Annotated in this window: 11 protein-coding genes; 9 read left to right on the top strand and 2 right to left on the bottom strand. The window is 62.1% G+C overall.

Annotated features, from left to right (window positions below; all coding sequences use genetic code 11):
- Position 1: 1 nt before the first annotated feature.
- Positions 2–331, bottom strand: a complete 330-nt coding sequence (locus A4A58_RS19690; RefSeq protein ID WP_068735168.1) for a DUF4164 domain-containing protein — start codon at positions 329–331, stop codon at positions 2–4.
- 309 nt (positions 332–640) lie between these two features.
- Here A4A58_RS19690 and tkt point away from each other — a divergent pair, with 309 nt between their 5' ends.
- From tkt to A4A58_RS19645, 9 genes are all read left to right on the top strand, one after another.
- Positions 641–2,626, top strand: coding sequence for a transketolase (gene tkt, locus A4A58_RS19685; protein ID WP_068735166.1), 1,986 nt, complete (start codon positions 641–643; stop codon positions 2,624–2,626).
- A 128-nt stretch (positions 2,627–2,754) separates the two neighbouring features.
- Positions 2,755–3,765 (top strand): type I glyceraldehyde-3-phosphate dehydrogenase, encoded by a 1,011-nt coding sequence (gene gap, locus A4A58_RS19680; protein ID WP_068735164.1) that lies wholly within the window; start codon positions 2,755–2,757, stop codon positions 3,763–3,765.
- A gap of 116 nt (positions 3,766–3,881) precedes the next feature.
- Positions 3,882–5,075: a phosphoglycerate kinase gene (locus tag A4A58_RS19675; protein WP_068735162.1), complete on the top strand. Its 1,194-nt coding sequence runs from the start codon at positions 3,882–3,884 to the stop codon at positions 5,073–5,075.
- Between the two features lie 62 nt (positions 5,076–5,137).
- The gene (locus tag A4A58_RS19670; protein WP_068735160.1) at positions 5,138–5,374 is read left to right on the top strand and encodes a hypothetical protein; all 237 of its coding nucleotides are present in this window, start codon (positions 5,138–5,140) and stop codon (positions 5,372–5,374) included.
- 163 nt (positions 5,375–5,537) lie between these two features.
- Positions 5,538–6,605 carry a class II fructose-bisphosphate aldolase gene (gene fba / locus A4A58_RS19665; protein WP_068735158.1) on the top strand — a complete coding sequence of 356 codons (1,068 nt, stop codon included), beginning with the start codon at positions 5,538–5,540 and terminating at the stop codon, positions 6,603–6,605.
- Between the two features lie 166 nt (positions 6,606–6,771).
- On the top strand, positions 6,772–7,797 hold the full coding sequence (locus A4A58_RS19660) for a class I fructose-bisphosphate aldolase (protein WP_068735156.1): 1,026 nt from the start codon (positions 6,772–6,774) through the stop codon (positions 7,795–7,797).
- Positions 7,798–7,799: 2 nt separating this feature from the next.
- Positions 7,800–8,483 (top strand): thiamine phosphate synthase, encoded by a 684-nt coding sequence (locus A4A58_RS19655; RefSeq protein WP_068735154.1) that lies wholly within the window; start codon positions 7,800–7,802, stop codon positions 8,481–8,483.
- Positions 8,484–8,490: 7 nt separating this feature from the next.
- Entirely contained in the window at positions 8,491–9,561 is a 1,071-nt protein-coding gene (locus tag A4A58_RS19650) for a tetratricopeptide repeat protein (protein WP_068735152.1), read from the top strand.
- Between the two features lie 101 nt (positions 9,562–9,662).
- Positions 9,663–10,454: an inositol monophosphatase family protein gene (locus A4A58_RS19645; protein WP_068735150.1), complete on the top strand. Its 792-nt coding sequence runs from the start codon at positions 9,663–9,665 to the stop codon at positions 10,452–10,454.
- 156 nt (positions 10,455–10,610) lie between these two features.
- Here A4A58_RS19645 and A4A58_RS19640 read toward each other — a convergent pair whose 3' ends face one another.
- A complete protein-coding gene (locus A4A58_RS19640) occupies positions 10,611–13,766 on the bottom strand; it encodes a multidrug efflux RND transporter permease subunit (RefSeq protein ID WP_068735148.1) in 3,156 nt (1,051 codons plus the stop codon).
- Positions 13,767–13,774 lie beyond the last annotated feature (8 nt).

Raw genomic sequence — 13,774 nt, 5'->3', positions numbered from 1 at the left:
TTTACTCATGCGCATTATCCGCGGCCAGCACTGCGCGGATGGTGCCGATGGCGGTGTCGAGCTTGTCGGCGATGTCGCGGTTGGCACGCTCCAGCCGGCGCGATTTCACCAGCGTGCCATCGAGCTCATCCGCCAGCCGGGATCGGTCGGCGCCAAGCGCCTGAATGCGGGTGGCCAGCTCATCCTCGTCACGGTCCGCCTCACGGCGGCGCTCGACCGCACTTTCCAGAGCATCCAGCGCCGCCATCAACCGCCGCGTGGCAGCGTCGATCTCGGCCGCACCGCCATTGGCGGGATCGGAGGCTGTGAGATGGGCGGGGCGTTCGATCATACTGGGTTACGCGGGACCTTGGGTGTGATGCGACCGGAGCTCAAAAACCACGGCTCCGCAAGCCTTTAGGCCCTGAAACTTAGGTTGCAAGCGAGCCGGACGCAACGCCGCTTAAAAGCTATGCACCGCAAAGCCGACAAAAACCGCCGGTAGATATCCACAGACCAGAACTGTCCGGGAGACCTTGGACTCCCAGGAACCCAGATGCTATCCACCAGTTTCTCCTAAGCGATCCCAACATCTCGCTGCAGACCGCCCCTCTCGCGGACGCAAAATATTCCAATCCCTTCAATTTAGACGGAAAACGACATGGCGCAGGTTGATCACTCGAAAATGGCCAACGCGATTCGTGCCCTCGCCATGGATGGCGTGGAAAAGGCCAAATCCGGTCACCCTGGGCTGCCGATGGGCGCCGCCGACGTCGCCACCGTGCTGTTCACGCAGTTCCTCAAATTCGATGCAGCCGATCCGAAGTGGCCCGATCGCGATCGCTTCATCCTCTCGGCCGGCCACGGCTCGATGTTGCTCTATGCCCTGCTCTATCTGACGGGCAACAAGGAGATGACGCTCGACCAGCTGAAGAACTTCCGCCAGCTGCATTCGAAGACCCCCGGGCACCCTGAGAATTTCCATACCTCAGGCGTCGAGACCACCACCGGTCCGCTCGGACAGGGCATCGCCACGTCGGTCGGCTTCGCGCTCGCCGAGCGCATGCTGGCCGCCGAATATGGCGACGTGGTCGATCACTACACTTACGTGCTGTGCTCCGATGGCGACCTCATGGAAGGCGTCAGCCATGAAGCGATGGCACTTGCCGGTCATCTCAAGCTCTCGAAGCTGATCTTCCTCTATGACGACAACGGCATTTCGATCGACGGTCCGTTGACGCTCGCCGATAGTGTCGACCAGGTTGCGCGCTTCAAGGCCCATGGCTGGAATTCCGAGCATGTCGATGGCCACGATCAGAGTGCCATCGCTGCATCCATCAAGCGTGCGCAAGCCTCCGACCGTCCATCGATGATCGCCTGCAAGACCACTATCGGCTTCGGCGCGCCGAAGAAGGCCGGCACCTCGAAGGCGCATGGCGAACCGCTTGGCGCGGAAGAACTCGCTGGCGCCAAGAAGGCGCTGGGATGGGATTACGGCCCGTTCGAAGTGCCGGATGACGTGCTGACCGCATGGCGCAATGTCGGCAAACAGGGCGCATCGGCGCATGCTGACTGGACCAAGCGTTTCGAGGCGCTGCCGGACGACAAACGCGCCGAATTCACTCGCCGTAACGATCACGTTCGGCCGGCCGCCATGGAAGATGCGATCCGTCAACTCAAGAAGAAGCTGGTCGACGAACCGCAGACCGTCGCGACCCGCAAGGCGAGCGAACTCGCACTGGAAGCGCTGGTGCAGGTCGTACCGGAGATGGTGATCGGCTCCGCCGACCTGACGCCGTCGAACAACACCCGCACCAAGAGTGCCATTGAGGTGAAGCCCGGCGACTTCAAGGGCCGCTACATTCACTACGGCATCCGCGAAATGGGCATGGCCGCCGCCATGAACGGCATCGCGCTGCATGGCGGATTCATCCCGGCGGGCGCGACCTTCATGTGCTTCACCGACTATGCACGCCCGGCGATGCGCATCTCGGCGCTGGCGCAGATCCCGGTCATCTACATCATGACCCATGACTCGATCGGCCTCGGCGAAGACGGCCCGACCCACCAGCCTGTGGAGCATCTGGCGGCGATGCGCGCGATGCCGAACATGCGCGTGTTCCGCCCCGCGGATACAGTCGAGACCGCCGAATGCTGGCAGCTCGCCATGGAGAAGACCAACGGCCCAACCATGCTGGCCCTGTCGCGCCAGAATCTGACGCCGGTGCGCACCACCCATCACGACGACAATCTCTGCGCCGCTGGCGGCTATGAGTTGATCGCGGCCAAGGGCAAAGCCGCCGTGTCGATCTTCGCCTCGGGTTCGGAAGTCGAGATCGCCGTCGCAGCGCAGAAGCAACTGGCCGACAAGGGCATCGCGACGCGGGTCGTATCGGTCCCCTCGCTCGAACTGCTGCTAGAGCAGCCTGAAGAGCGCCAGAAGGCAATCATTGGCGACGCGCCGATCAAGATCGCCGTCGAAGCCGCGGTCCGGTTCGGCTGGGATGCCGTGATCGGACACGACGGCACCTTCATCGGCATGAAGGGCTTCGGCTCGAGCGCGCCGGCGAAGGAGCTTTACAAGCTGTTCGGCATCACCGCCGAAGCCGTGGTCGAGGCTGCAACCAGCAAGCACAACGCGGCTTAACTCTATCGGAACGCTGGTAAATTTGACACATTGCACCAGCGTTCCATTCAGGGCATGAAACGCCCGTCACACGACACTATATGAAGGCCCTCACGCGAGGTTTGAGCCTAATAAAAGGGAGAAGTTGAATGGCAGTCCGGGTTTCGATCAACGGTTTTGGCCGCATCGGCCGCAACGTCCTGCGGGCGATCTACGAGTCCAAGCGCACCGACATCGAAGTCGTCGCCATCAACGATCTGGGCCCGGTTGAAACCAACGCCCATCTGCTGCGCTTCGACTCCGTGCATGGCCGCTTCCCCGGTGAAGTCACTGTGGACGGCGACAGCATCCAGCTCGGCAACGGCAACAAGATCAAGGTCACTGCGGTGCGCGATCCGAACACGCTGCCGTGGAAGGATCTCGGCATCGATATCGCGCTCGAATGCACCGGCATCTTCAGCGCCAAGGCGAAGGCGACGTCGCATCTGACCGCAGGCGCCAAGCGCGTGCTGGTTTCGGCTCCGTCCGATGGTGCTGATGCCACGATCGTCTACGGCGTCAACCACAAGACCCTGACCAAGGAGCATCTGGTCGTTTCCAACGGTTCGTGCACCACCAACTGCCTGGCGCCTGTCGCCAAGGTGCTGAACGAGACCGTCGGTATCGAAACCGGCTTCATGACCACGATCCATGCTTACACCGGCGACCAGCCGACGCTGGACACGCTGCACAGCGATCTCTATCGCGGCCGCGCCGCTGCGATGTCGATGATTCCGACCTCGACCGGCGCCGCGAAGGCCATCGGCCTTGTGATGCCCGAATTGGCCGGCAAGCTCGACGGCGTTTCGATCCGCGTGCCGACCCCGAACGTCTCCGTGGTCGATCTCAAGATCATCGCCAAGAGGAGCACCACCAAGGAAGAGATCAACGAAGCGATCAAGAAGGCTGCGGCCGGCGAGCTGAAGGGCGTGCTCGGCACCACTTCGCACCCGAACGTGTCGATCGACTTCAATCACGATCCGCATTCGTCGACCTTCGCCTTCGACCAGACCAAGGTGCAGAACGGCACGCTGGTGCGCGTACTCTCCTGGTACGACAACGAGTGGGGCTTCTCCAACCGCATGGCCGATACCGCCGTTGCGATGGGCAAGCTGCTCTAAGACACGACCGTTATCCCGGGCGCAACGCCACGCGTGCGTCCGGGAACCAACGACTATAGCGGTCCCCGCTTCGCGGCGCGCCGCTGTGCGCTGACCTGCGTTTGGGACACAACATCATGACCAATTCTTTCCGTACCCTCGACGACGTCGATGTGAAGGGCAAACGCGTTCTCGTGCGCGTCGATCTCAACGTGCCCATGGATGGTGGCAAGGTTACCGACGCAACTCGGCTTGAACGCATCGCGCCAACCATCACCGAAATTTCCGACAAGGGCGGCAAGGTCATCCTGCTCGCGCATTTCGGCCGCCCCAAGGGCCGCGACGACAAGAACTCACTGAAGCCCGTTGCTGCGGCACTTGCCGATGTGATCAAGAAGCCGGTCGCCTTTGCCGATGACTGCGTCGGCGACGTCGCGGCCAAGGCCGTTGGCGCCATGAAGGACGGCGACATCCTCTGCTTGGAGAACACACGTTTCCATCCTGCTGAAGAGAAGAACGATCCCACCTTTGTCACCGAACTCGCGAAGCTCGGCGACATCTGGGTCAACGACGCCTTCTCGGCCGCACATCGCGCGCACGCCTCCACCGAAGGTCTCGGCCACAAGCTGCCCGCTTATGCCGGCCGCACCATGCAGGCCGAGTTGGACGCCCTCGGCAAGGCGCTGGACGCGCCGACCAAGCCCGTGATCGCCATCGTCGGCGGCGCCAAGGTGTCCTCCAAGATCGACCTGCTCGAAAATCTCGTCACCAAGGTCGATGCGCTTGTGATCGGCGGCGGCATGGCCAATACCTTCCTGCATGCGCAAGGCGTCAAGGTCGGCAAGTCTCTGTGCGAAAAGGACCTGGCGGCCACCGCACTGCGGATCATCGACAAGGCCGAAGCCTCCGGCTGCGCCATCATCCTGCCGGTGGACGCCATCGTCGCATTCCACTTCGCCGCCAACACACCGTCTCACGCCTACGGCCTCGATGCGATCCCCGATGAGGGTATGATCCTCGACGTCGGTCCACAGTCGATCGAACGCATCAATGCGGCGATCGACGATGCCGCCACGCTGGTCTGGAATGGCCCGGTCGGCGCATTTGAAATGACACCGTTCGACCGCGGCACGGTTGCCGGCGCCAAACACGCAGCGGCGCGCACCAAGGCGAAGAAACTGATTTCAGTAGCCGGCGGCGGCGACACGGTGGCTGCGCTCAATCACGCCGGCGTCGCCGATGACTTCTCCTATATCTCGACGGCTGGTGGCGCCTTCCTCGAATGGATGGAAGGCAAGCCGCTGCCGGGTGTGGAAGTGTTAAAGAAGTAGCATCTGTAAATTTTTGCACGCAATAATTGTTGGCGTCGCAATGTTTATGATATGTTCCTGCCATGGCAGACGAACCGATCAACATCACGACGGACATCCTCATCGCGATCCGCGATGATGTTTCGTCGTTTCGTAGCTCGGTTGAACAGCGTCTTGATCGGCTGGAAGAAATAAGCCGTAAGCAGCGTCGGGACGCTGCCGGCATGCTCGTGATGATGCGTGCGACTGCTGGCGATTTCGACGAGCGCGTGACTGAAGTGGAAGAGCACTTCGCGGCACTCGAAGCTCGGGAACATTAGTTACCGGGAATTCCATTAGTTGGAACGCCGGGCCACGGTGGTGATTAACGCTGGCTGTATGCGCGACTGATCGCGTCTTGGATTCGCCGTCTCCTCGCGCTAAGAGCGATACGTCCCTCGGCGCGGCGTTCGCGCCTGTCCCATTTTTACAAGGAGCTCCCGCATGGCCCGTATTACGTTGCGTCAACTGCTCGATCATGCGGCAGAACACGATTACGGCGTACCGGCCTTCAACATCAACAATATGGAACAGGCGCTGGCCATCATGGAGGCTGCATCGGGTGTCGATGCGCCGGTAATCATCCAGGCCTCCCGCGGTGCGCGCTCCTATGCCAACGACATCATGCTCAAGCACATGATGGACGCCGTCACAGAAATCTATCCGCATATCCCCGTCTGCGTGCATCTCGACCACGGCAACGGCCCAGAGACTTGCATGACGGCGATCCAGGCCGGCTTCACCTCGGTGATGATGGACGGCTCGCTGAAGGCTGACGGCAAGACGGCGGCGGACTGGGACTACAATGTCGGTGTCACCAAGACGGTGGCTGACATGGCCCATCTCGGCGGCATCTCGGTGGAAGGCGAACTCGGCGTGCTCGGCTCGCTGGAAAGCGGCATGGGCGAAGCCGAGGACGGCCATGGCGCCGAAGGCCAGCTCAGCCATGACCAGTTGCTGACCAATCCCGACGAGGCTGTGAAATTCGTCAAGGAGACGCAGGTCGACGCGCTGGCAATCGCGATGGGCACCTCGCACGGCGCCTACAAGTTCACCCGTAAGCCCGACGGCGATATCCTCGCGATGAACGTGATCGAGGAAATCCACCGCAAGCTGCCGAACACCCATCTGGTGATGCACGGCTCGTCCTCGGTCCCGCAGGACCTGCAGGACATCATCAACAAGTTCGGCGGCCAGATGAAGCCGACCTGGGGCGTCCCGGTGTCGGAAATCCAGCGCGGCATCAAGCATGGCGTCCGCAAGATCAACATCGACACCGACAACCGCATGGCCATGACCGGCCAGATCCGCAAGGTGCTGAGTGAGAACCCCAGCGAATTCGACCCGCGCAAATATCTGAAGCCGGCGATGGAAGCGATGGTGAAGTTGTGCAAGCAGCGCCTGCAGGAATTCAATACCGCCGGCCAGGCCAGCAAGATCAAAAAGGTGCTGACCACGGCCGAAATGGCCAAGCGTTACGCATCGGGCGAGCTGAACGCGAAGATCGCCTGAGCCCAAACTGCCAATTGACTGCCATTCAGCCTGCCATACAGCCTATGGCAGGCTGAATTTTTGCCGGAATCGGACGCGGACGAGCCTATTGGCCGGCCAGATGCTCGGATTTTGCCCGAGAACGGTCTAGATTGGCCTGCAGGACTCGCCCGCTCAGGACATGCCCATGAATCTCGCCGAACTCAACAAAATCGCCCGCGCCATGACCGCGCCGGGCAAGGGCTTGCTTGCCGCGGATGAGTCCGGCGGCACGATCAAGAAGCGCTTCGATGCGATCGGCGTGGAATCCACCGAGGACAACCGCCGCGATTATCGTGAAATGCTGTTCCGCTCGCGCGAGGCGATGAGCAGCTACATTTCCGGCGTGATCCTCTACGACGAGACAATCTGGCAAAACGCCAAGGATGGCACGCCGCTGGTGCGGCTGATCGAGGAAGCCGGCGCCATTCCCGGCATCAAGGTCGATGAGGGTACGCAGGCACTGCCGAACTGTCCCGGTGAGCTGGTCACAGCAGGCCTCGACAAGCTCGCCGAACGTCTTGCCAAATATTACGCACGCGGCGCGCGGTTCGCAAAGTGGCGGGCCGTGATCGATATCGGTGCCGGTATTCCCTCGATGACCGCAATCTCCGTCAACGCGCACGCGCTCGCCCGCTATGCCGCGCTATGCCAGGCCGCACAGATCGTTCCGATCGTCGAGCCCGAAGTGCTGATGGACGGCGATCACGACATCGACCGCTGCGTTGAGGTGACGCAGCGCGTACTCAACAAGACGTTCCAGGAATTGCGGGTCCAACGCGTCGCGCTGGAAGGCATGATCCTGAAGCCGAACATGGCCGTCTCTGGCAAGAAGTCGAAGACGCAGGCTGGTGTGGCCGAAGTGGCCGAGAAGACCGTGCGCATGCTGAAGAACTGCGTGCCTGCATCGGTGCCCGGCATCGCATTCCTCTCCGGCGGCCAATCCGATGAGGATGCAACCGCGCATCTCGACGCCGTGAACAGGATCGGCGGCCTGCCGTGGCCGCTCACGTTCTCTTATGGCCGCGCGCTTCAGGCCGCGCCGCAAAAGGCATGGTCCGGCAAAGCCAACAATGTGCCCGCCGGTCAGCAGGCCTTCACCCATCGTGCACACATGAATTCACTCGCCAGCAAGGGCGAGTGGACGACTGATCAAGAACAGAAGGCGCTATAATCTTGGCTTCCAAACCCGTCCCGCCGCCGCCGATGCCGCGTCTCTATCTCGCGACGCCTGTCGTGGACGATCCGTCGTCGCTGGTCGCGAACCTGCCTGCTCTTCTTGAGAAAGCAGATGTCGCTGCCGTCCTGGTGCGACTGGCGACGACCGACCAGCGCACCATGATCACCCGTATCAAGACGCTGGCGCCTGTCATCCAGATCAGCGGCGCCGCCATGCTGGTCGAAGGCAACGTCGAGCTCGTCGCACGCGGCGGCGCCGATGGCGCGCATCTGCCCGGTCTTGCTCCCTTGCAGGATGCACTGCCCTCGCTGAAGCCCGATCGCATTGCAGGCTGCGGTGGACTGTCGACACGCCATAACGCGATGGCTGCAGGCGAAGCCGGTGCCGACTACGTGTTGTTCGGCGAACCCGACACCAAGGGCCAGCGCCCATCGACAGATGCGATTGCTGAGCGCCTGCAGTGGTGGGCCGAATTGTTCGAACCGCCTTGCGTGGGCTTCGCCGCTACGCTCGACGAGGCCAAGGAGTTCGCAGCCGCTGGCGCCGACTTCGTGCTGGTCGGCGACGTCATCTGGAACGACGCGCGCGGTGCTGCTGCTGCCTTGATGGACGCAGAGAAGGCGATCCAGCAGGGATACGCGGCGCTCGTCTCGGGGCAGTCCAAAGTCGAACAGGAATAACGCCGGAATGAAAATTCTGCGTTCCCTCACTGTGATTGCCGGCTGCGTTGCCTGGGCAGCCTGCGCGCCCGCGCAGATTTCCCTGACGCCGCCGGGCGTGCAGACGCCGCCACCGGCTGCAAGCAAGGCAGCGCCAAAAAAGGCGCCGGCACCGGCGAAAGCGCCGACAGCAGCGAAGAAAGCTCCTGCGCCGCCTGCTGAAAAACCCGCGCAACCTGCAGAAGCCGCACCGACCGACCCCAATGCCGATCTGGTCTATGGCGCCTATCAACGTGGGCAGTACAAGACCGCTTTCGACCTCGCCAACAAGCGCGCGCAGGAGAACAACGACCCGAAGGCGATGACCATGCTTGGCGAACTCTACGCCAATGCATTGGGGGTCAAACGCGACTATGCGAAAGCTGCAGAATGGTATCAGCGCGCGTCGGAACGCGGCGACCGCGAGGCCATGTTCGCGCTGGCGATGCTGCGACTGTCGGATCGCGGCAATGTCGGCAAACGCGATGAGGCCGTGAAGCTGCTGGCATCCTCCGCCAAGCTCGGCAATCCCAAGGCCGCCTACAATCTGGCGCTGCTCTATCTCGACGGGCAGACGCTGCCACAGGACGTTAAGCGCTCGGCCGAACTGCTCCGCGTCGCCGCCGATGCCGGTAACCCCGAAGCGCAATACGCGCTGGCGACGTTCTACAAGGAAGGCACTGGCGTCGAGAAAAGCATCGACAAGGCGGTCCGCCTGCTCCAGGCGGCGTCACTGGCCGACAATGTCGACGCCGAGGTCGAATATGCCATTGCGCTCTATAACGGCACGGGAACTCCCAAGAACGAGGCTGCGGCCATCGCCCTGCTTCGTAAGGCCTCCAAACAGAACAGCCCGATCGCCCAGAACCGCCTCGCCCGGGTGCTGGCGCTCCGCACCAATACAGACGACCGGCTGGAAGGTCTGAAATGGCACATCGTCGCCAAAACCGCCGGAAAGGGGGACCTGATGCTCGACGAGCTTCTGGCCCAGGCCACCCCCGAGGAAAAGACCAAGGCCCAGGAAGCCGCCAAGAAGTGGCTGGGCACGACCCAGAAATGACCCCTGTAGCGATCTTGCCTTGACGAGATGCCGCTCGCAGGGCACCCATCGCCTCAGCAACCCCAATCAGACCTGCCGTCAGGTCGTCGTGAGACGAACGCATGATCAATTCAGCCCTTATGAACGTGATGGTGAAAGCCGCGCGCCGCGCCGGCCGCAGCCTGAAACGCGATCTCGGCGAGATCGAGAACCTGCAGGTCTCGATGAAGGGCCCCGCCAATTTCGTCAGCCTCGCCGACAAGCGGGCCGAGGAGATGCTCTATACGGACCTCAACAAGGCTCGCCCGGGCTATGGCTTCCTCGGCGAGGAAGGTGGCAACCGCGACGGCACCGACAAGAGCCACACCTGGATCGTCGATCCGCTCGATGGCACCACCAACTTCCTGCACGGCATCCCGCAATTCGCAGTCTCGATCGGTCTGGCGCGCGAAGGTCAGGTGATTGCCGGCCTGATCTACAATCCGGCCAATGACGAACTCTATATGGCAGAGAAGGGCTCGGGCGCGTTCCTCAACGACACCCGCCTGCGCGTCGCCGGCCGCAAGCAGCTCAACGAATGCGTGATCGCCTGCGGCCTGCCGCATATCGGCCGCGGCGACTTCGAATTGTCACGCAACGAAATGGCCGCGTTGCAGCCGAAGGTTGCCGGCCTGCGCCGCTTCGGCGCGGCCTCGCTCGATCTGGCCTTCGTCGCAGCCGGTCGCCTCGATGGCTATTGGGAGCGCAACCTGCAGCCTTGGGACATCGCTGCCGGCCTGATCCTGATCAAGGAAGCCGGCGGTACTGTTGGCGATATCAATGGCGGTGATGTGCTGACGACCGGCAACGTCGTTGCCGGCAACGAATTCGTCCACGGCGCGCTGACGAAGATCCTGCGGCCGCTGACGAAGTAAACAACAGCGCTGTCATTCCGGGGCGCGGGCGCACCTTGCGCGCGCGAACCCGGAATCTCGACATGACTGAACACATCGGGATTCCGGGTTCGCCTGCCAGCGGCTTCGCCGCTGTCCTGCGCCCCGGAATGACGAGTGTAGGTCGCCCTCGACTCTTTAAGAATGCGAGGGCGAAACCGCGGGCTCTTCGCCTGACTTCGTCTCTTCCGTCTTCGGCGCCTTGTCCGGCGAGAACAGCCGCTGCACCGACACGAAGAACACTGGCACCATCAGCAGCGCCAGGATCACCACCGCGATCATGCCGCCGGTAACCGACGTCCCAAGCGCCTGCTGGCTGGCACCGCCGGCGCCCGATGCGACGACCATCGGCAACACACCGCAGATAAAGGCGAGACCGGTCATCACAATCGGGCGGAAGCGCAGGAAGCAGGCTTCCATCGTGGCATCCACCAGCGACTTGCCTTGCGCGCGCAGGTCCTTGGCGAATTCGATAATCAGAATAGCATTCTTGGCCGCAAGACCGATGATCGTAATCAGACCCACCGTGAAGTACACGTCGTTCGGCAGGCCGCGCAAATTCGCCGCCAGCACGGCGCCGACGATGCCGAGCGGCACCGTCATCAGCACGGCCACCGGGATCGTCCAGCTCTCATAAAGCGCTGCGAGCACCAGGAACACCACTAGCGCCGACAGCGCGAGCAGGAACGGCGCCTGCGAGCCCGATAGCTTCTCCTGCAGCGACTGGCCGGTCCACTCGAAGCCGAAACCGCGCGGCAACAGGCCAGCCAGACGCTCCATCTCCTTGATGGCGTCGCCCGAGGTGAAACCGGGCCGGGCCTCGCCGGAGATTCGCACCGCCGGATAGAAGTTGAAGCCGGCGATCTGGGTCGGCCCCTTCGCCCATTCCACCGTGGCAAAGGACGAGAACGGCACCAGCTGTCCGCGGCTATTCTTGACATTGTAGTTCAGGATGTCGGCCGCGTTCATCCGGTTGGCGGCCTCGGACTGCACCACGACGCGCTGCATGCGGCCGCGGTTCGGGAAGTCGTTGATGTAGTTCGAGCCGAGATTGGTCGAGATCGTGCTGTTGATGTCCTCGAAGGTGACGCCGAAGGCGCCGGCCTTTTCACGGTCGATCATCAGATTGACCAACGGCGCCGGTGGCAAACCTTCGACGAACACCTTCTGCAACACCGGGCTGGCATTGGCGTCCGCGATCAGCTTGTCGGATGCAGCATTAAGCGCGACGAACCCCTTCTGGCCGCGGTCCTGGAGGCGGAAGCTGAAGCCTGAAGAGTTGCCGAGGTTATCGATCGGCGGCGGCTGCAAAGCGGAGATCTTGGCGTCGCGGATCGACGACAATTCCCGATTGATATCGTTGACTAGCGCCGCGGCGGAATCGCCGGGTGGGCGTTCAGCCCAGTCCTTCAGGGTGATAAAGGCCTGCGCGGTGTTCATGCCCTGCCCGAGGAAGCTGAAGCCGGTGAGGAACACGACACTCTCGATGCCGGAACGCTTCTTCAGATATTCCTCGACCTTTTCGATGGCACTTTCAGTGCGGGCGAACGAGGAGTCCGACGGCGTCTGCACGTCAGTGGTGATGAAGCCCTGATCGTCAATCGGCAGAAAGCCGCCGGGCATCCGCATGAAGCCCCAGGTCAGTCCCACCAGCAGCGCGACATAGACGATCAGCAAGCGTCCGGTGCGTTGGATCGACCAGCCCACTGTCCTTGAATAGCCATCGCGGGTGGCGTCGAGCTTGCGATTGAACCAGCCGAACACGCCCTTCTTGGCATGGCCGTGTCCTTCCTTGATCGGCTTCAGGAAGGTTGCGCAAAGCGCCGGCGTCAGCGACAGCGCCAGCAGCGCGGAGAACGCGATCGAGGCAACCATGGTGACAGAGAACTGGCGATAGATGATGCCCACTGAGCCGGGGAAGAACGCCATCGGCACGAACACGCCGATCATCACCAGTGTGACACCGATGATGGCGCCGGAGATCTGGCCCATCGCCTTCTTGGTGGCTTCCTTCGGCGGAAGCCCCTCCTCGCTCATGATGCGCTCGACGTTCTCGACCACGACGATGGCATCGTCGACCAGGATGCCGACGGCCAGCACCATGCCGAACATGGTCAGCATGTTGATCGAATAGCCGGCCAACAACAGCATCGTGCAGGTGCCGAGCAGCGCGATGGGCACGACGATGGTCGGGATCAGCGTGTAGCGGAAATTCTGCAGGAAGATGAACATCACGATGAAGACGAGGACAACCGCCTCGATCAGCGTCGTCACCACCTTCATGATCGATGCTTTGACCACCGGCGTGACGTTGTACGGAATGTCGTAAGCGATGTTAGCAGGGAAGAAGTTCGACAGCTCCTTCATCTTGGCTTCAATTGCGGACGCCGTCGCCAGCGCGTTGCCCTTCGGGGACATCAACACCGACAGGCCGGCCGTCGGCTGGCCGTTCAGGCGCGTGGTGAATTGGTAGCTGAGGCCGCCGATCTCGATACGGGCGACGTCGCGCAACCGCACGGTCGAGCCATCGGAATTGGCGCGTAGCACAATGGCGCCGAATTCTTCCGGCGTGGAGAGCTGGCCTTTGACGAGCACCAGTGACGACGTCTTGGTGGTCGCTGTCGACGGCTCGGCGCCGACGCTGCCGGAGGCGACCTGGGCGTTCTGCGCGGTGATGGCCTTGTTTACGTCGTCGGAGGTCAGATTGTAGCCAACCAGCTTGGCGGGATCGACCCAGACACGCAGCGAGCGCTCGGTGGAATACAGCGAGGCACGGCCGACGCCGGGGATACGACGAATTTCGCCAAGGATGTTGCGGATCATGAAGTCGCCGAGGCCGACTTCATCCAGGCTGTTATCGGTGGAGCGCAGCGTGATGATGTTCAGCACCGCGGCAGAGGCTTCCTCGACCAGGATACCCTGCTGAATCACGGCACGCGGCAGACGCGCTTCCACGCGCTTCAGGCGGTTCTGCACTTCGACTGACGCCTGACTGGTATCGGTGCCGGGCTGGAAGTTCGCGATGATTTCGACGGCACCCAGCGAGTCGCTGGTCGATTCGAAGTTCAGGATGCCCGCAGCGCCGTTGAGCTCCTCTTCAATCAGCCGCGTCACGCTGTTGTAGAGATTCTCCGGAGACGCACCGGGATAGCTGGTCGAGATCGAAATCGATGGCGGCGCGATGATCGGATACTGCGCAATCGGCAACTGCGGAATCGCGATGGCGCCGAAAAGACAAATGAAAAGCGCGACGACCCAGGCAAAAATCGGCCTGTCGATGAAAAAACTAGCCATGTCGATTT

This window comes from Tardiphaga robiniae, assembly GCF_001618955.1.
Classification (GTDB): domain Bacteria; phylum Pseudomonadota; class Alphaproteobacteria; order Rhizobiales; family Xanthobacteraceae; genus Tardiphaga; species Tardiphaga robiniae_A.
Note: the sequence above shows the minus strand (reverse complement) of the source record. Positions and strands in the feature narration are given on the sequence as shown.

What these genes read in the sequence shown, in the direction of transcription:
- A4A58_RS19690 (WP_068735168.1), bottom strand. Translation starts at nt 331, where the DNA reads ATGATCGAACGCCCCGCCCATCTCACAGCCTCCGATCCCGCCAATGGC.
- tkt (WP_068735166.1), top strand. Translation starts at nt 641, where the DNA reads ATGGCGCAGGTTGATCACTCGAAAATGGCCAACGCGATTCGTGCCCTC.
- gap (WP_068735164.1), top strand. Translation starts at nt 2,755, where the DNA reads ATGGCAGTCCGGGTTTCGATCAACGGTTTTGGCCGCATCGGCCGCAAC.
- A4A58_RS19675 (WP_068735162.1), top strand. Translation starts at nt 3,882, where the DNA reads ATGACCAATTCTTTCCGTACCCTCGACGACGTCGATGTGAAGGGCAAA.
- A4A58_RS19670 (WP_068735160.1), top strand. Translation starts at nt 5,138, where the DNA reads ATGGCAGACGAACCGATCAACATCACGACGGACATCCTCATCGCGATC.
- fba (WP_068735158.1), top strand. Translation starts at nt 5,538, where the DNA reads ATGGCCCGTATTACGTTGCGTCAACTGCTCGATCATGCGGCAGAACAC.
- A4A58_RS19660 (WP_068735156.1), top strand. Translation starts at nt 6,772, where the DNA reads ATGAATCTCGCCGAACTCAACAAAATCGCCCGCGCCATGACCGCGCCG.
- A4A58_RS19650 (WP_068735152.1), top strand. Translation starts at nt 8,491, where the DNA reads ATGAAAATTCTGCGTTCCCTCACTGTGATTGCCGGCTGCGTTGCCTGG.
- A4A58_RS19645 (WP_068735150.1), top strand. Translation starts at nt 9,663, where the DNA reads ATGATCAATTCAGCCCTTATGAACGTGATGGTGAAAGCCGCGCGCCGC.
- A4A58_RS19640 (WP_068735148.1), bottom strand. Translation starts at nt 13,766, where the DNA reads ATGGCTAGTTTTTTCATCGACAGGCCGATTTTTGCCTGGGTCGTCGCG.